The 18,285-nt window shown below is 52.3% G+C and carries 16 protein-coding genes and 1 other annotated feature; of the genes, 13 read left to right on the top strand and 3 right to left on the bottom strand.

The features are described from left to right. Positions 1 to 10 precede the first annotated feature (10 nt). From FYJ64_RS05840 to FYJ64_RS05830, 3 genes are all read left to right on the top strand, one after another. A complete protein-coding gene (locus FYJ64_RS05840; protein ID WP_154574266.1) occupies positions 11 to 724 on the top strand; it encodes an HAD family hydrolase in 714 nt (237 codons plus the stop codon). Between the two features lie 43 nt (positions 725 to 767). Then, positions 768 to 1,901 carry a 1-propanol dehydrogenase PduQ gene (locus FYJ64_RS05835; protein WP_154574265.1) on the top strand — a complete coding sequence of 378 codons (1,134 nt, stop codon included), beginning with the start codon at positions 768 to 770 and terminating at the stop codon, positions 1,899 to 1,901. A gap of 116 nt (positions 1,902 to 2,017) precedes the next feature. After that, entirely contained in the window at positions 2,018 to 2,743 is a 726-nt protein-coding gene (locus FYJ64_RS05830; protein ID WP_154574264.1) for a hypothetical protein, read from the top strand. Positions 2,744 to 2,906: 163 nt separating this feature from the next. On the opposite strand, the gene FYJ64_RS05825 is transcribed toward FYJ64_RS05830, so the two are convergent. After that, positions 2,907 to 4,997, bottom strand: a complete 2,091-nt coding sequence (locus tag FYJ64_RS05825; RefSeq protein ID WP_407717138.1) for a glutamine synthetase III family protein — start codon at positions 4,995 to 4,997, stop codon at positions 2,907 to 2,909. Positions 4,998 to 5,016: 19 nt separating this feature from the next. Next, positions 5,017 to 6,597: an asparagine synthase B gene (asnB, locus tag FYJ64_RS05820; RefSeq protein WP_154574263.1), complete on the bottom strand. Its 1,581-nt coding sequence runs from the start codon at positions 6,595 to 6,597 to the stop codon at positions 5,017 to 5,019. 41 nt (positions 6,598 to 6,638) lie between these two features. Further along, positions 6,639 to 6,901: a binding site (T-box leader), on the bottom strand. Between the two features lie 378 nt (positions 6,902 to 7,279). On the opposite strand from asnB, the gene FYJ64_RS05815 reads away from it, so the two are divergent. The 10 genes from FYJ64_RS05815 to FYJ64_RS05770 all read left to right on the top strand — a co-directional run bounded on the left by FYJ64_RS05815 (position 7,280) and on the right by FYJ64_RS05770 (position 16,550). Further along, positions 7,280 to 8,032: a glycerophosphodiester phosphodiesterase family protein gene (locus FYJ64_RS05815; protein WP_154574262.1), complete on the top strand. Its 753-nt coding sequence runs from the start codon at positions 7,280 to 7,282 to the stop codon at positions 8,030 to 8,032. Positions 8,033 to 8,203: 171 nt separating this feature from the next. Next, positions 8,204 to 10,462 (top strand): homoserine O-acetyltransferase MetA, encoded by a 2,259-nt coding sequence (gene metA / locus FYJ64_RS05810; protein ID WP_154574261.1) that lies wholly within the window; start codon positions 8,204 to 8,206, stop codon positions 10,460 to 10,462. A gap of 30 nt (positions 10,463 to 10,492) precedes the next feature. Further along, entirely contained in the window at positions 10,493 to 11,866 is a 1,374-nt protein-coding gene (locus tag FYJ64_RS05805; protein ID WP_154574260.1) for an MFS transporter, read from the top strand. Positions 11,867 to 12,102: 236 nt separating this feature from the next. Next, on the top strand, positions 12,103 to 12,459 hold the full coding sequence (locus tag FYJ64_RS05800) for a hypothetical protein (RefSeq protein ID WP_154574259.1): 357 nt from the start codon (positions 12,103 to 12,105) through the stop codon (positions 12,457 to 12,459). Between the two features lie 177 nt (positions 12,460 to 12,636). Further along, positions 12,637 to 12,810 (top strand): hypothetical protein, encoded by a 174-nt coding sequence (locus tag FYJ64_RS05795; protein ID WP_154574258.1) that lies wholly within the window; start codon positions 12,637 to 12,639, stop codon positions 12,808 to 12,810. A gap of 50 nt (positions 12,811 to 12,860) precedes the next feature. After that, the gene (locus tag FYJ64_RS05790; protein WP_154574257.1) at positions 12,861 to 13,637 is read left to right on the top strand and encodes a DUF2705 family protein; all 777 of its coding nucleotides are present in this window, start codon (positions 12,861 to 12,863) and stop codon (positions 13,635 to 13,637) included. Further along, positions 13,601 to 14,347, top strand: coding sequence for a hypothetical protein (locus FYJ64_RS05785; protein WP_154574256.1), 747 nt, complete (start codon positions 13,601 to 13,603; stop codon positions 14,345 to 14,347). Before FYJ64_RS05790 ends, FYJ64_RS05785 begins: the two co-directional genes overlap by 37 nt. Continuing rightward, positions 14,334 to 15,068 carry a DUF2705 family protein gene (locus tag FYJ64_RS05780; protein WP_154574255.1) on the top strand — a complete coding sequence of 245 codons (735 nt, stop codon included), beginning with the start codon at positions 14,334 to 14,336 and terminating at the stop codon, positions 15,066 to 15,068. Before FYJ64_RS05785 ends, FYJ64_RS05780 begins: the two co-directional genes overlap by 14 nt. Positions 15,069 to 15,337: 269 nt before the next feature. Then, on the top strand, positions 15,338 to 15,991 hold the full coding sequence (locus FYJ64_RS05775; RefSeq protein ID WP_154574254.1) for an ABC transporter ATP-binding protein: 654 nt from the start codon (positions 15,338 to 15,340) through the stop codon (positions 15,989 to 15,991). After that, positions 15,975 to 16,550 carry a hypothetical protein gene (locus tag FYJ64_RS05770; protein ID WP_154574253.1) on the top strand — a complete coding sequence of 192 codons (576 nt, stop codon included), beginning with the start codon at positions 15,975 to 15,977 and terminating at the stop codon, positions 16,548 to 16,550. The genes FYJ64_RS05775 and FYJ64_RS05770 overlap by 17 nt, the downstream gene beginning before the upstream one ends. Before the next feature lie 71 nt (positions 16,551 to 16,621). On the opposite strand, the gene FYJ64_RS05765 is transcribed toward FYJ64_RS05770, so the two are convergent. Further along, positions 16,622 to 18,016, bottom strand: coding sequence for a TrpB-like pyridoxal phosphate-dependent enzyme (locus FYJ64_RS05765; protein ID WP_154574252.1), 1,395 nt, complete (start codon positions 18,014 to 18,016; stop codon positions 16,622 to 16,624). Positions 18,017 to 18,285 lie beyond the last annotated feature (269 nt).

The raw sequence follows: 18,285 nt of genomic DNA, 5'->3' as shown, positions 1-18,285 counted from the left end.
CGGAAAATACATGGGATATAAGGCTGCAATTTTTGATATGGACGGAACGATTCTGGATACCGTTGCGGATCTGCGGGATGCGCTGAACCATACGTTCAGAGATTTCGACCATCGGAGCGACTTCAGTGAGGACGAGGTGAAGCTTTTCTTCGGAAGCGGCGCCGCTGTAGCGATTCGAAGAGCGCTGGCGGTGGAGAACGGATTTCCTCTGGAGAGGCTGGAGCAGATCGGAACAAAGGACGAGCCGCCCCTTTCCGTCGATGAGAAGCTGGCGGAGGAAATCCGGGCGGCATACACTCCGTATTATGCGGAGCACTGTAATATAAAAACCGGTCCTTATCCCGGGATCCTGCCGATGCTCAGAAATCTGAAACGGCGGGGCATCGGAATCGCGGTGGTCTCAAACAAGCCGGATGAGGCAGTTCAGAGCCTGAACCGGGAACACTTTGAGGGACTGTTCGATTACGCGGCAGGCGAGGTTCGGGGAATCCGCCGCAAGCCGTACCCGGATATGGTGGAGAAGGCGCTGGGGCAACTGAAGACTGACCGTCGGGAAGCGGTCTACATCGGAGATTCCGAGGTGGACATCCAGACGGCGTCGAATTCCGGACTAGACTGCATATCGGTGGACTGGGGATTTCGCAGCAGGGCGTTTCTGATGCTGAATCGTGCGGGCTGCATCGCCTCCTCCTGCGAGGACATTGAAGACGTGATATTCGGCTGAAAAACGGACGCCGGTATGCACGAACAGAAAGGAAATCGACTATATGGAAAAATTCGTAATGAACACCAGAATCTTCATGGGGCACAAATGCTGTGAGGAGATCCGGAATTTCGAGATGCGGCGGGCGTACGTCATCTGCGATCCGTTCATGCAGGAGTCCGGAAAGACAGAGCTAGTCACCGAAACATTGCGGGAAATGAATGTTCCCTACGATATCTTTGCCCGGGTGGTGCCGGATCCGGATATGGAAGTGGTGAAGGACTGCCTGAACGCCATTGTGAACTTCCGGCCGGACACGGTTTTTGCGATGGGAGGAGGCTCTGCCATCGATACGGCGAAGGCGGTGGTTAAGCTTTACGCTCAGTATTGCGGCGTGGAGCTGCCCCGGCTCGTGGCGCTGCCCACGACCAGCGGAACCGGCAGCGAGGTTACCGCGTTCGCGGTCATAACGGACAAGGCGGCGGGCGTCAAATATCCGCTGGTGGACGATGATCTGACGCCGGATGTGGTATTCCTGGATCCGCTGCTGACGGAGACTGTTCCGCCGAAAATCACAGCGGATACCGGAATGGACGTTCTGACACATGCCATTGAGGCATTTGTTTCCACGAACGCCAACGATTTTACGGATGCTTTCGCAGAGAAGTCCATCCGTACGGTCTTCGATTTCCTGGAGCGGTGTGTGACCGACGGATCGGATCTGAACGCCCGGGCGCATATGCATAACGCGTCCTGTATGGCGGGGGCGGCCTTCAATGTGGCGTCTCTCGGGATATGCCACAGCATGGCGCATCAGCTCGGAGAACAGTTCCATATTCCTCACGGACGCTGCTGCGCCATGTTCCTGCCGCTGAGCATCGAATATAATGCGGGGCTTGAACTGCCGGGAGAGGGCGATTCTCTGCTGCAGTATCTCGACATCGCCCGTGTGATCGGCGTTTCAGCCGGAACAAATAAGGCTACGATTCATCTGCTGGTGCGGAATATCCGTGCGCTGATGGATCGCATCGGTATTCCGGGAAATCTGGAGGAGCTGGGAATAGACTGGGATGAGTATATGGCTGCCATCGACCGTATGACGGAAAACGCGCTGAAGGATCGCTGCCTGAAGACGAACCCGAGAGTTCCCTCGGCAGAGGACATCCGCAGCCTGTACCGCCGGCTGGCGCAGCTGTAACAAAGAAAGTAAAGACGTTCTGACAGAAGAGAAAAACGATTCTGCCGGATGGCACCTGCGTCCGGTGCGGCCACAGCAGGAGTACAGCAGAAGAAAAGTAAAAGGGAAAGAAAACGATGGACAGAGGTAAGATGCGCAGGATTGTCCTCCTGCTGATTGCGGTTTCCGCACTGATTTACGGACTTCAGATTCTGATTTTTCATGATGTGAGAAACACGGCGTTCTATATCCTTCAGGATTTCGCCTTCATGCCGGTGACCATTGCCATCGCCACCCTGGTGGTGGGAGAACTGATCGCGGCGCAGGAGAAAAAAGAGCGACAGGAGAAGACCCGTATGCTGACCAGCACCTTCTATACGGAGCTGGGAGCAAGGCTGATGGCGCTGATTCTCCGGGCGGCTGACGACGGTGCGGAGCTGGCGTCACTGGCGGACCGCAGTGTAGACTGTGAAGAGGAGGAACGGCGGCTGAGGAGAGAACTTTCGGAGAGAGATATCCGGGTCAGCATTAACGAGGAGATCTATGAGAGTTCAAGAAAACTGATTCTGGATCGGAGAGTTGCCCTTCTCGTTATTTCATCCAATCCTATGCTGCTGGAACATGAGGATTTCACGGATATGCTGTGGGGCGTGTTTCATCTGATTGACGAATTCCGGCTCAGAGGGGATTACTCCCGGCTGAGCGAGGAGGATATCCGCCATCTCAATGAGGACTTCAGCCGCGTGCTGAAACTGATGCTGATGAACTGGGTGAGCAACGCCCGGTATCTGAAGGAGGCGTTTCCCAACTATTATTCAACTGCGCGGGAAAAAGTGGTTCGGAGCAAGTGGGACATTCGCTGACAGACAGTCGGATGCATGTCAGCCATTGAAACCGGCGTATACGAGAAATGTACGTTGATGTGAGAGGAGGTGAGTGAATTGTCACTCACCTCCTGCTCTATTTGCTGTGCTCCCGGCCGCAGGTGTTACGCGACGGCCATCATTTATACAGCTCTCAGCAGCTTCACCGTTCGCTGAAAAGCAGATCCGCATAGGTGGGGAAGGGCCAGTATTTTTTGTCCACCATGAGCTCCAGCCGGTCGGCGATGTCCCGGGCCTCGTCCATATCGCGGATAATCTCATCATGACAGAAGTGCAGTGCTTCAATGTCGTCGCCGGGCATCCGGTTCAGGCTCTGTTCCAGCCTGCTGCACGCCGTTGCCAGCGCGTCTGTCTCATCGCTGATCTGACGGGCGAGTTCCGTCTCATAAGAGGCGCTGATACCGGCGTCATTCTTCAGTGCAGCGCGGCTGCACAGCACGGCGGAATACTCCGACGCTGCGGGCAGGATACTTTTCCGGATCATGTCCGCCATAGTACGGCCTTCGATGTTGATAACCGTCTTATAATTTTCCACGTGAATGATGCCGCGGGCTTCCATTTCCTCTTCCATATATATACCGTGACGGATCAGCAGTTCTTCATTTTTTTTGTCGGTGTAGGCAGCCAGTGCGTCTGCGGTGGATTTAAGATTGGAGAGGCCTCGGGCTTCCGCCTCCCGGATCCAGGCCTCATCGTAGCCGTTTCCGTCGAACAGAATCCGCCTGTGCTCTGTGAATACTCGCTTAAGAAGAGCCTGAAGATCCTCCATGAAATTCTCGGAGCCTTCCAGCTCTTCCGCGAACTGCTGCAGTTCTTCTGCCATCGCGGCGTTCAGAACTACATTAGGTCCGGCGATGGACTGGGAAGAGCCCGGCATCCGGAACTCGAATTTGTTGCCGGTGAAGGCCATGGGGGAGGTCCGGTTGCGATCCGTGTTGTCCAACGGAATTTCCGGAAGCACGTCTACGCCGATTTCAAGAGTCTTCTTTCCTGCATCTGTGTAGTCGGTGCCGCTGATGATGGAATCCACAACAGCGCTGAGTTCATCTCCCAGGAAGATGGAAATAACGGCCGGCGGTGCCTCCTGTGCGCCCAGACGGTGATCGTTCCCCGGGAATGCGACTGTGGCCCGCAGCAGCTCCTGGTACTCATCGACGCCCTTGATGAAGGCTGCCAGGAAGAGCAGAAACTGTGCGTTCTGGCTGGGCGTAGAGCCCGGACGGAACAGATTTTTTCCGGTATCGGTGGAAAGAGACCAGTTATCGTGCTTGCCGGATCCGTTCACGTACCGGAAGGGCTTTTCGTGAATCAGGGCGACGAAGCCGTGGCGATCAGCCACCTTTTTCAGCATCTCCATGGCCAGCTGGTTATGATCGTTGGCGGTGTTGGCATCGCTGAAAACAGGAGCCATCTCGTGCTGTGACGGAGCGACCTCGTTATGCTTTGTTTTGGAAGGAACACCCACCTTCCACAGTTCCTCGTCAAGATCCTGCATGAAGGCGGCTACTCGCGGCTTGATCATGCCGAAGTAGTGATCTTCCATCTCCTGCCCACGGGGCGGCTTTGCACCGAACAGCGTGCGACCGGTCATCCGGAGATCCTCACGCCTGTTGTACAGTGATTTGTCGATCAGAAAATACTCCTGCTCAGGCCCCACCTGCGCCACGACCCGTCTGGTATCGGTATCTCCGAAGAGCCGCAGAATCCGCACTGCCGCGCGACTTACCGCATCCATGGATTTCAGCAGAGGGGTTTTCTTGTCCAGCGCCTGCCCGGAGTAAGAGCAGAAGATCGTCGGGATGTACAGAGAATGCTCCTTCACAAAGGCAAAGGATGTGGGATCCCAGGCAGTATAACCCCGTGCCTCGAAGGTGCTCCGCAGCCCTCCGGAGGGGAAGGAGGAGGCGTCCGGCTCACCCTTGACCAGTTCCTTGCCGGAGAAGTCCATCAGTGCCCGGCCGTCTTCCGCAGGGGAAATGAAACTGTCATGCTTTTCCGCGGTAGCACCGGTCATCGGCTGGAACCAGTGGGTGTAGTGGGTGGCGCCCCGCTCCACTGCCCATTGCTTCATGGCTTCGGCGATTTCGTTCGCGGTGGAGATGTCCAGAGATTCCCCGGAAGTGATGCAGGTTTTCCATGCCGTGAAGGATGCGCCGGAGAGACGTTCCTTCATCGTTTTCTCATCGAAAACCATGGAGCCGTAATATTCTGCCGGTGATGCTTTCATATCCATATTTCTATCCTTTCCGCGGCTATCTGCCGCTTTCACCATAATTTGTCAGTACCCTCGCGGAGGGATCGTCCACGTCGCAGCCCTCCCACTCTCGGTTGGGCATCCAGAAGTCGATAATCATTTCTGCCTGTCCCGGATAATATGTCTCGAAGATGTCACGATAGAGCAGGCTCTCCTTGCTGAAGGGCCGAGCGTAATCGTATTTCGCAGCGCCCTGGAGGAAGTCCTCGTCAGTGTAACGTGCTTCCGCGTATTCCTTCAGGTCATCCACCATCGAGTGTCCCACCGCATCAGAGAAGGCCGCCTTCTGCCGCCACAGAATGTCCTCCGGCAGGAGTTTGTCATCCTCGAAAGCATGGCGGAGCAGGTATTTCCCCATTCCGTAGGTGTTCATCTTCATCGCGGGGTCGATGTTCAGCACGTAACGGACAAAATCTGTGTCCCCGAAGGGCACTCGCCCTTCCATGGAATTTACGGAAATACAGCGGTCTGCCCGCAGAACGTCGTACATATGGAGCTCATGGATCCGTTTGACGGATTCCTGCTGAAAGCTCTCGGCGTCCGGAGCGAAGTCCGTGTATTTGTACCCGAAAAGCTCATCGGAGATTTCGCCGGTCATCAGCACGCGGATATCGGTAGTCTGGTGAATCTTTTTGCAGCAGAGATACATGCCCAGACTGGCGCGGATCGTAGTGATGTCCCACGTTCCTAAGATTCGGATGACCTCAGGAAGCGCATCCAGAACCTCCTGCCGCGTCATATGAAATTCTGTATGCTCGGAACCGATGAAATCCGCCGCTTCTCTAGCGTACTTCAGGTCGATGGGATCCGTGTCCATGCCGATGGCGAAGGTCCGTATCTTTCTTCCCAGAAGCTTTGCGCTGATGGCGCAGACCAGACTGGAGTCCAGGCCGCCGGACAAAAGAAAGCCCAGAGGCGCGTCCGCGTCCAGTCTCGCTTCTACCGAACGGATCAGGCGGCTGCGAATACCCCGGCAGACATCGTCCAGATCGCCGGAAACAGCGGGGGAAGACCCGGTGAGGGAAATGTAGGGATGGAACGCGCCTCCCGCCCAGTAGTGACCGGGAGGGAAGGGGCGGATGACATCGCAGAGTCCGACCAGCACCTTAGGTTCGCTGGCGAAGGCAATTTCCCCCGCTGCGTCATATCCGTAATAGAGAGGGCGGATGCCGATGGGATCCCGAGCGGCGACAAAGGAGTCCAGAGCGGAATCGTAAATCAGCAGGGCGAATTCACTGCCCAGCATGGAAAACGCGGCGAACCCGTATTTGTGATAGAGAGGGAGAATCACCTCGCAGTCGCTTTCGCTGACAAAGTGAAATTCCCCGGAAAGCCGTTCCCGCAGATCGCGGAATCCATAGATCTCGCCGTTGCAGACGAGACTGTCGCCGCCTGCGTGGAAGGGCTGCATGCCGCCGCAGGACAGATCCATGATGGACAGACGCTGAAAACCCAGCCATCCGGGTCCGGCCTCCTCCAGCCGCATCTTGTCCGGTCCGCGGGATGCGGTCTCCTGAAAATGAGCAGAAACCTCCTCACGGGAAAGTTTTCTTCCGGTTATACCGATAATCGAACACATAAAAAGCACCTCCGAATATTTCTGTCGCAGCTTCTCAATCCGTTTAGGACGAATAGCTGCTATCCGCGGTGCCACCTAATTTATCGCTGAAGCGATCCCTCTGGGCTCCAACAAGCCCGTGTGATGTAACGATCACAACTCGTCTTACTTACTGGCGCGGCAGAATCGGATTTCTCCGACGGGACGCGCGTTCTGCTCGAAGCTCCCGGGTGTTCTTCGCATGGCCTCCTGGTGCCGGGTTCTCACTGTCTCCGGCTCACTGTGACGGAACCTCCATGGTACTTTTCCCGTTCATTGCCTTTCAATGTTATATGCATTTTTATTAATTTATGTTAGAAATATATACCTTCTGTTGTGCTTTGTCAATAGATAAAAACGAATTTTTTGTGAAAAAGATATAAAATATTTGGCCGCCTGCTGTGGCTTGTCGCTGTACCGGCTGAGGCTGCGTCAGGAAATCAGAGAAAACAGCGGATTGAATCTGTTCTCCTGTTAGATTTGACATGGCATGACGCATTTGATAAAGTTATACGTAGCATCTGCTCATTAAGTCCCCGTCGGACTTAATGGGCGCTGACAGCGGCCGGACGACGGCCGGCCGGCAGCGCCGCGGCGCACAATCCGATAGCGACAGTGTGCTGTGCGCCGGCAGACACTCTTTGATGTCTGAAGGAGGAGACATTTGAACAGAATTGAAAAGGACAGCTGGCTCCTGACGAGACCGATCGCCCATCGGGGGCTTCATGACAGAAGCAGGGGGATTCCGGAGAACTCCATGGGAGCTTTTCAGGCGGCGATGGATGCGGGATATCCCATCGAACTGGATATACAGATGACCGCAGATGGAGAACTGTTCGTATTGCATGACTGGGATCTGCTGAGGATGACGGGAATACAGAGGATGTCGGCAGCATTGCACAGCCGGGAACTGAAATGCATCGCGCTGATGGATACCGAGCATACGATTCCCCGTCTGGAGGAGGTGCTGGATCTGGTGCGCGGGCGGGTTCCTCTGCTGATTGAAGTGAAAAACCGCAGATCTCCGGCGGGGCGTCTGGAACGGCGGCTCTGCGCCAGAATGCGCGAGTATGACGGCGAATTTGCGGTACAGTCGTTCAACCCTTTTACCGTGAGGTTCATGCGGAGGAATCTGCCTGAGACGCCGGTGGGGCAACTGTCAGATGATTATTCCGGGAAAAAGGAGATTCCATGGGCTCTTCGCGACGCGCTGACAAACTGCCGGTTCAACCTGTGGACCCGACCGGATTTCATTTCCTATAATGTCCGTAAAATGAAGGATCCCAGACCGTTTCTGACTCCTCTGCACCGGGGCGGACGGACTGTCGTGCTGGGCTGGACGGTGAGTGACGAGAGGACAAAGGCAAGGGCGGAACTCCATTGCGACAACATGATTTTCGAGGGAATTCGTCCGTGAACGCCGCCGCATTCTTCGCGCAGAACGCGGGAAAACGGTATTCTGCAGAGCCTTTCACAGGCCTTTCACAGAAACGCGGGCCGCGCTGTTTCCTTTGCAGTATGCGGTGTCTTGTGATAAAATTCAGTTTGTATTATTTTGTAACGGATGACAGATCAGGGGGTGGTCGGTATGCCTATTAAAGTACCAAATAATCTGCCGGCGGTGGATACCTTAACAAAGGAAAATGTATTTGTGATGACGGATGCCAGGGCGATGACGCAGGATATCCGTCCTTTGCATATTCTGCTGCTGAACCTGATGCCCACCAAGATAGAGACAGAAACACAGCTGACGCGGCTTCTGGGAAACACGCCGCTGCAGATCGAGCTGGAGCTCCTTCAGACCAGCACACACAAGGCGCACAATGTTTCGCAGGAGCATATGCTGGCCTTTTATAAGACATTTCATGAGATCAGAAACAATTACTATGACGGTATGATAATCACCGGTGCGCCGGTTGAACTCATGGAATTCGAAGAGGTGGAATACTGGGACGAGCTTTGTGAAATCATGGAGTGGAGCAAGAGCCACGTCCACAGCACATTTCATATCTGCTGGGGAGCGCAGGCGGCGCTGTATTACCATTACGGGATTCCCAAGCACGTCCTGCCGAAGAAGCTGTCCGGCGTCTATGAGCATCACCTGGACTACAAAAACGGGATGCTGTTCCGGGGCTTCGACGACGTGTTTTATGTGCCGCATTCCAGAAATACTACGGTGAACCGGGAGGATATCGAGGCGGTGAGCGAGCTGAAGGTGATCGCCAGCTCCCCGGAGGCGGGGGTCTTCGCCGTGAAGTCGGAAAACGACCGCCAGATCTTTGTGATGGGACATTCTGAATATGACTGGGACACATTGCTGAACGAATATCTCAGGGACAAAAAAGCGGGACTGGAGCCTGCTGTCCCCGACCACTATTTCCCGGAGGATGACGACACACAGCCGCCGGTGGTGCGCTGGCGGTCCTGCGCCAATCTGCTGTATTCCAACTGGCTGAACTATTTCGTTTATCAGTCCACGCCATATGATATCAGCACCATCAGCAGGGAGGATCTGGCTCCGGCGCTGCAGGAACGGGCGGATCTGAAAGTTGCGAAGTTCGGAGGGACATCTCTGGCGACGGCGGCGCAGTTCCGGAAGGTCGCCGAAATTCTTCGCGAGGATCCGGCCAGAAGGTACATTGTTGTGTCCGCACCGGGAAAGCGGAGAAAGGACGATGTCAAGATCACGGACATGCTCATCGAGTGTGCCGGAAACCCGGAGCTTATGGATCAGCGGTTCATTGACATCACGAGCAGGTTCCGCGAAATCGTCCGTGGTCTGAAGCTCTCCTTCGACCTGGACGCAGAGATGGAGAAGATACGGCGGGAATATGAACAGAACGGTTCAGACGCCTTTCTGATCAGCCGGGGGGAAAATCTCTGTGCGCGGATTATGGCGGAATATGTCGGAGCGGATTTTGTGGATGCGGCAGAGCTGATTCTCTTCGACGGGCAGGGGAACTTCCTGGAGAAGGAGAGCCGCCGCCGGATCGCCGAGGTTCTTTCCGGCCATGAACGTGCTGTGATTCCAGGCTTCTACGGATCCGGGCCGGACGGACGCATCGTGACCTTTTCGCGGGGAGGCTCGGATATCACGGGGGCGGCGGTCTCTGCCGGAGTGACCGCGGATATCTACGAGAACTGGACGGATGTCAGCGGCCTTCTGATGGCGGATCCGAAGGTGGTGAAAAATCCGCTTCCAGTACCGGTGATCACGTACAAAGAGCTGCGGGAGCTGGCGTTCATGGGCGCTGAGGTAATGCATGAGGATGTGGTGTTCCCTGTGCGGAAAATGGGAATTCCCATCAATATCCGGAATACGGACCGGCCGCAGGATCCCGGCACATTGATCGTGAAGAACGCCGACTACTATCCGTCGCTTTTGAAAATTTCAGGTATTTCCGGCGGCACGGGGTATGCGAGCATCGTAGTGGAGAAAGAGCGTCTGAACGAGGATGAAGCCCTGAGGACGACAGTCATGCGTATTTTCGGGGAACAGAGAATTCCGATTCTGAATATCCTGACCGGCGTGGACAGCCTGAATATCTTTGTGAATGAAAAAGACATCCGCGGACATGTTCGGGAGCTGACGGCACAGATCCGGTCTGCGGTTAACGCTGACAAAGTAACGGCTGCCACGGGAATCGCCATGATCGCGGTGGTGAGCCGGTTCATGAGCAGCTCGCCGGCGATCGGCGCCAAGGTTCTGACCGCGCTGGCCTCCCGCCGGATCAACGTGCGGATGATTGACTACGGCGTAGAAGGCATCAGTACGCTGGTTGGAATCGATGAAGGTGATTATGAAAACGGAGTCCGGGCGATTTACACAGAGTTCATCAAGAAGTAAAAACGGAAAGGAAGACAGGACAGGAAAGCCGTGACGGAGATAACGATCAGACAACAGAAGAACACCCTGCGGATGGCGGTGGTCACCGCCTTTATCACGACGTTTATGGGAAGTGCGCTCAATCTGTCGGTGCCGGCGCTGGAGGAACAGTTTCAGGTCAGCGCGGCGCTGGTGGGATGGGTGGTCACCGCCTTCACGCTTACGGTTGCCGCATTCAGTGTGCCTATGGGGAAACTGGCGGATGCCACCGGAAGGCGACGTGTGCTGCTGATCGGCATCGCCTCCTTTGGCGTGCTGTCGGTGCTCTGTATTTTTTCCGTGAATATCTGGATGATGATACTGTTCCGCGGATTGCAGGGAGTGGCGGCGTCTATGATCTATGCGACGAACAACGCCCTGCTGATCAGCGTGTTTCCTGGAACGGAGAGGGGAAGAGTCCTGGGAATCTCCACGGCGGCAACGTATGTCGGACTGTCCATGGGACCGGTGATCGGCGGAATCCTGAACCATCGCATGGGGTGGCAGTCTATCTTCGCAGTGACCTTTTTCTGCACGGTACTTTCCTTTGTGCTGGCATGGGCGGGCGCGCCGAAAACAAAGCCTGACCCTCCGCAGTGCCGGACGGATGCGGCGGGGAACCTTCTTTTCATTGCGATGATTTCTCTGATTCTCTACGGCCTGACGAATCTGACGATTTCCCGTTACGGATGGCTCATTCTGGTCTGCGGTCTGGCTCTCGCGGCGGCGTTCATCCTGGTGGAGCAGAGAGCGGAGGAACCGGTCATCCGGCTCACGATGTTCACCCGGGACAGAGTGTTCGCGTTCTCGAATCTGGCGGCTCTCCTGAATTACGGTGCCACCTTCGCCATCAGTTATCTGGTCAGCATCTATCTGCAGGTGGTTATGGATTATTCCTCCCAGACGGCCGGCGTCATTCTGATCTGCATGCCGGCGGTGCAGGCGCTCTTTTCGCCGCTGATGGGGAGGCTGTCGGACCGGGTGCCGCCCTACAAGCTGGCCAGCCTGGGAATGGGACTCTGTGTGGCGGGGCTGGGGATGTTTTCTCTTCTCGGTCTCTATACTCCCTTCGCGTGGATTATTGCAGCGCTTGTCGTGGAGGGCTTCGGCTTCGCACTGTTTTCTTCGCCGAACACCAACGCTATTATGAACTGCGTGAACAAAGAGGAGTACAGCGTGGCCAACTCCATTCTGGCGACCATGCGGACCTTCGGACATTCCGCCAGCATGGCCATCGTGACCATCGTTGTCGGAATGGTCCTCGGAAACGCAGCTCTGACGGAGGCTGCGCCTTCTCAGCTGGTAAAAACCATGCACTGGTGCTTCCTGGTATTCGTTGCCCTCTGTGTCATCGGTACAGTGCTCTCGCTGGAGAGGAAGCGGTGAAGGCGGCGGTCAGGTCGCGGTGACATCCGTATTTGGAAACCACGCAGAAATCTGAAGAACTCTTTTAAATCGGATTTTCCCTCCGAAAAATGAAGGAAATTTCTTTTTTGCGTCCCCGTTTACGTTGCTTTATCGTATATATATATATATATATACTAATAGAAGGGGAACGGAGGGAGTGATGTGTCGACAAAAAAATCGATATTGCCTGTAGTATGGGGAGGACGAAATAGAAAATGAATATTCGTATTGTAATTATTACTCTTGTATGTGTGATGTCTGTTGCCGCAATAGAAACATTTACCGCCGGCATCCTTCATCTGATTCTGATCGCGGCGGTGCTTGCGGTAATGATGCTGTTTATCGGAGTGTCCGTGAAAAAGGAAAAGCAGAAAGGCAGGAGCAGGGCGGGGAGCGGCCTTGACGACAAAACAGTCGTTCTGATTGTGGCGCAGGTGTTTGCCATGGAGGCGCTGACAAAGATTCCTTCGGTTTTCCTGAAATGGCTCTGCATCGGAATCGAGGCGCTGCTGTTTGCCTTTCTGGTGGATCGATTCCAGAACGGAACCGCAAAGGAGAGAGATTCGGTGTGAACGCGCATTAAATTAAAAAGAATTGTTTTCCGGGCAGCGGCAGCTGCCCGTTTTTGAGTTTCGGTTGACGGGAAATTGTTGAAATGTTAATATAAGAGCACAGAAGTAAGAAATATGTGAATAATTATTTAAATCTGCATAGAAATATTAATACAGTGGTTATGGGAGGAGAAAGATATGCCATTTTTAAATGAGATTGTTTTGATTGTAAATTTAGCGATCTATGGAGCAATAATCTATGCCATCGTCAGGCTTTGTCGCAAAAAATCCAATATCGAGGAGCTTTTGTACAAGATACTTGAAGCCTTGCGAGGAAATAGCAACAACGGTAATATGACAAGACCTGATTGAGAGGAAATGTACTCAGGGAATGAAAATCTGATGTGGGTTGAGGGCAGATTATGTTTATGAAAGACTTTGTTGCCAGAATTTATGGAAACAAAATCAGATGTTGTGTTACACTCATCGTTCTTCTGTTGCCTGTTTTGGACATTGTAATATATTGCTGTAATCTGATTAGAAGCGGGGGCAGCACAATTGCCCCCGCATATGGGACATTTTTAGCCAGCAATACGACAGATCATCTGGTTCAGATTATACTGCTGTGGTTTCTTCCGCTTTATACATTGGTTATAACGGGGGAGGGACCTCTGGAGGACCGGCATAGAGGTTATCACCGGGCGCTCATGGGGAGAATGGGAAGAAATGCATATTACACAGAGAACATAAAGTGTTCATTTATATTTGTTTTTTTTCTGATCAGCATTGCCTTGCTGATAAATTTAGGACTGGTGTCAATACTGTGTCATGGAGGGAAATATATTCCAATAGAGGTGGATGATTCCCCTGAAAACCTGTTGTATAATTTAAGCAATGCACATCCGTTTCTGGCCAATCTGGGATTTATTTTTGTTACAGCCTTTTTGGCAGGGCTGATATCGACAGTGGGAACGGCCCTTGCGCTAGTGACGGCAGATAGAAAAATAGTTTATGCGGTGACCTTTTTTCTGTGGTTTGTTCCTACGTCAACCAATTCGTCACTATTACTGGTGATGCAGCCTTTTACAGAATATGATTTTGAAACATTGCTGCCGATCTTTCTGATTGTTACTGCAGGGTATTTGATATTGATAAGGGTATTATGTTTCTGGAAAATAAGAGTGAGCGCGTTGGAGTGATTTTAATTGTAACGGCATATATCGGGTTTCTGGCGGCGGATTGCATTTTATCGACATCTCCATTGGTTGCATTGAGGGATTTCGGTTTTGACGATGAGTATCTTGTCGGCGAAATGTTAAGTAAGCATGGATATTTTGGCGCGAATGCATATATGAAAATTTATTGCTGCTTTTTTCTGATTGCTGTTCAGATTGCACTGCCGCGCAGCGAGAGTGTGATCATATGCAGATGTTCATCGAGGCAGGATTATGTCAATATGGAAATCAGACATATCCTGTTATATTCGATTACATTTATGGCGATACATCAGACGGCGTCTGTCTTGTTTATCTGCAATGTGTTCAGGCTGACGGAAGAAGCATATATTAAGCTGGCGTGGAGCCTCGCCATCGATTTCGGAATAGGAGGTCTGTATTTCCTGTGTATGTCTTTGATATTTATAATTCTGAGGAAGATATTGCACAGAATTGTGATCTCCGTAGTTATTGTGGTTTTAATAAACGTGGTGGAATATCAGCTTTATCCTGTCGTATTCGTCCATTTTCAGGAATTCCTCTTCCCTCGGAGCCTCTCGGTACCGGGGGCGTATTTTAAAGGATCCTGCGGCTTGCCGGAGGTTGTATTTACAATGATATTGTGTGTAACAAAAGCTGTAGCGCTGTGTATTATCGCCGGAGCGGTTGAGGAGAAAAGGGATGTTATGCAATAATCTGAACAAACAGGGAACATATGTCGTGTTGCTTTGTGCCGTGTTGTTTCAGGCATTAGCCGGAAAATATCTTATCGGTTATGAAAGTCCGTTGATGTTCTGCGAACTCGAACCGCACATTTCCGGCGCATCCGGGATCGTGCTGTCACTTATGAAGGTGTACTTTGTGGTTCCGTTTATTCTACTGATTTTCTGGGGCGGTGCCGGAAATCTGATTTCCGGCTATGCAGTGCTTGAAATCGTACGAAATAAGAGCAGATATCATATTATCGTAAATGCGTTTTCGGGCGCTGCTGCGCAATTAGCGATGATAGTAACTGCGGAGGTATTGATTTTCTTTCTGATATTTCATCAGGCGGCCGGCGAATTGAAAACAGAAGTGTGGTTACAGGAGATATTCAGATATTATTCAGGGCTGCTTTTTGTAACTATGATCATGTATTTTCTTGAGTTGTTCACAGATATGACAGTCTCATTTATAATTGCCAATCTGTATTTCATCCTTTCCGTCGTGTTGCCGGTATTATTGAACAGCAATGGAAAAAACAGATTTATCGGGCTGCTGTTTCCGGCGTATTATGCATTTTCAAATGACGCGGGCAAATCCAATTTTTATGCGGTCTCTGATTTCCCGATGAGTGATATACTGTATGTAATTGGATTGGCTTTTTTAATATCAATAGTTTTTTGTCGGATTTACATCAGGTCAGATATAATTTAGTGTCTGCTCATTAAGTCCCCGTCGGACTTAATGGGCGCTGACGGCAGTTTTTCAGCAGCGCCGCGGCGCACCATCCAATGGAAGGGTGCGCCGGCAGACACTAATTGATGCTTGTGCTCAGGGATTCGGCCGTTTCCGAATCCCACAGCCGCAAGGTTTTCGGGCGAAACGCTTGAAAACCTTGCGGCAGGCCATCGAATATGCTCTTTATATTATTGATATTTCAAGCATATTCGATAGCTGAGCACGCATTAATTTAGGAGGGGGAAATGCTAGAATTAGTTCATGTGACAAAGAGATTGAAAAAGAAAACCGTGCTGGATGATATTTCCTATACATTTGAGAGCGGCGTGGTATACGGGCTGTTTGGCGTTAACGGATCAGGGAAAACAATGCTTTTGAGAATGCTTTCCGGCCTGATTCGCCCTACAGAAGGGAAGGTTCTCTATGAAGGGAAAATACTGCATGAGGAGATTCCCATGCTGCCGGATGTAGGCGTTGTAATTGAGAATATGGAACTTCTGCCATACTATACGGCATATGAGAATCTTATCCGGCTTTCAAAGATTAAAAACGTGGCGTCGCAGGATGACATCAGGCTTGCATTGGAAAGGGTAGGGCTTGACCCAGAATCAGAATTAAAAGTCCGGAAATTCTCTCTGGGGATGAAACAGAGACTGAATATCGCACAGGCATTCTTTGAGAAACAGAAAATAATATTACTGGACGAACCGACAAATGCTGTTGATCATAAAGGCGTGCAGCAGATTTATGATGTGATTCAACAGGAAAAGAAACGTGGGGCGCTTATCGTGATTGCCACACACCATGACAATGATTTGAGAAATATGTGCGACGAGGTGCTCCTGATGGATTCAGGAAAACTGATGCTGCAGGAGGGGCGCGATGAAGAGAATGGCTGAATTTTCCATGATACTGCTGATGCTCGTACTTATTCTGACGGGATGTGCAGAAAATGAAACTCGGACAGAATCTGAAGAAAGCATTCGGCAGAAGAAAATCATGGAGCAATGGGAAAAAGCATATAAAGAAGCCGAGTTGATTGTGGTTTCGATCCAGAGAGAGGGACAGCTCAGCAGTGAAATGAAAAAGAGGGTCAGGAAGAACTTGAATGTGATGCTGGACAATTGTCCGAAGGTGAGGCAGAGCGAAACCGCGATAATGAAAGCAGAATACGGAGCGGGATTTTTTCAGAAACTTACCGCATATTATGCAGAAGAAGAGGAGCAGAAAGCTCTGCGGAAAAGTAAGGTGGCGGTGCTGACAAAGAACATTGGAACCTATGTCTGGAATGTTCAAATAGAATATGAAAACAGTGGAACGAAAAAGCTCGACAAAGAAGAGAAGGAGATTTCGCACCAGATAAAAAAATTCAGCAGGCACAAAGTCAGATATACCGACGAGTATCTGGAGGAACTGGAAAAATATTACTCGAACCGGAAAAATAACGAAAACTGGTGATATCGGCAGAATAAAATCCGAAGCCGCGAGAATACGGGCAGCTTCGGATTTTATATTATGGGTATTTTACTTTATTTCGTTTCGTTGCCGGGGAACTGCGGTACCTTGGCAAGGCTGGCGGCGATGTCTTCGTCGGTGGGGATGGAATCGGTCATGGTTCCGTCGTTGAACTGCTGGTACGCCGTCAGGTCGAAATAGCCTGTGCCGGTGAGGCCGAAGACGATGGTCTTTTCCTCTCCGGTTTCCTTGCATTTCAGCGCCTCATCTATCGCACCCTTAATGGCGTGGCTGCTTTCCGGCGCCGGCAGAATACCTTCGCAGCGTGCGAATTCCTCAGCCGCGGCGAAGACCTCCGTCTGCTCGTAGGCTCTCGCCTCAATATATCCCTGATCGTAAAGCTCGGAAACGATGGAGCTCATGCCATGGAAACGGAGTCCGCCCGCATGGTTCGGGGAGGGGATGAACTGGCTCCCGAGGGTGTACATCTTGGCCAGCGGGCAGACCTCGCCGGTGTCGCAGAAGTCGTATACATACTTTCCTCTGGTCAATGACGGACAGGATTTCGGCTCCACTGCGATGATGCGGTAATCCGCCTCGCCCCGGAGCATTTCGCCTGCGAACGGTGAGATCAGGCCGCCCAGGTTGGAGCCTCCGCCGGCGCAGCCGATGATGATGTCCGGCCTGATATCATATTTGTCTAGCGCGATCTTTGTTTCCAGACCGATCACACTCTGATGGAGCAGGACCTGGCTCAGCACGCTGCCCAGAACATAACGGTATCCCTCAGTGGAGGTGGCGACCTCCACCGCCTCGGAGATGGCGCAGCCCAGAGAACCGGTTGTTCCCGGGAATTCCGCATTGATCTTCTTTCCGACTTCCGTCTCCATAGAGGGCGACGGTGTGACGGAAGCGCCGTAGGTTCTCATAACCTCCCGGCGGAAGGGCTTCTGTTCATAGGACACCTTGACCATGAAGACCTTGCAGTCCAGTCCGAAGTAGGAGCAGGCCATGGAAAGGGCTGTTCCCCACTGACCGGCGCCGGTTTCGGTGGTAACGCCTTTCAGACCCTGCTTCTTGGCGTAATAGGCCTGAGCGATGGCGGAGTTCAGTTTATGGGAACCGCTGGTATTGTTCCCTTCAAATTTGTAGTAGATCTTCGCCGGCGTCTGAAGCTTCTCCTCCAGGCAGTAAGCGCGGACCAGCGGAGAGGGACGGTACATTCTGTAGAAGTTCCGGATTTCCTCAGGAATATCGATGTAGGGGTCCGTCTCGTTCAGCTCCTGCTGTACAAGCTCGTCGCAGAAGACATGCCCCAGCTCTTCGGCGGTCATGGGCTTCAGCGTGCCGGGGTTCAGCAACGGAGCCGGTTTCTTTTTCATGTCGGCTCTGACATTATAGTACTGCGTCGGCATTTCGTTCTCAGAGAGATAGATTTTGTAAGGGATTTTCTTTTCTTTGTCAGTCATGGTAATGTCTCCTCCTTGTATTCTGCTGGGGGACGGCAGTGCCGTTCTGTGCTCCGCACAAAAAAGACTCCCGTCCCAACCTGAAAATGCTGGGACAAGAGCCGTAATCCTCTCTTGCGGTGCCACCCGGCTTGACGCTTGCGCGCCCGCTCTGCGCATACAATCATATGCTGCCTTTGTTCACGGAGCTGCTTCTCCGTCGCCCCTACTGAGTTGCCTGTTCGGTTTGCCCTCGGGAGTCCATTCCATACGACCCGTGCCTGCGCCAT

Origin of the sequence: Hornefia butyriciproducens (genome assembly GCF_009695915.1) — a bacterium.
GTDB lineage: Bacteria > Bacillota > Clostridia > Peptostreptococcales > Anaerovoracaceae > Aminicella > Aminicella butyriciproducens.
This window is presented reverse-complemented; position numbering and strand designations above follow the sequence as displayed.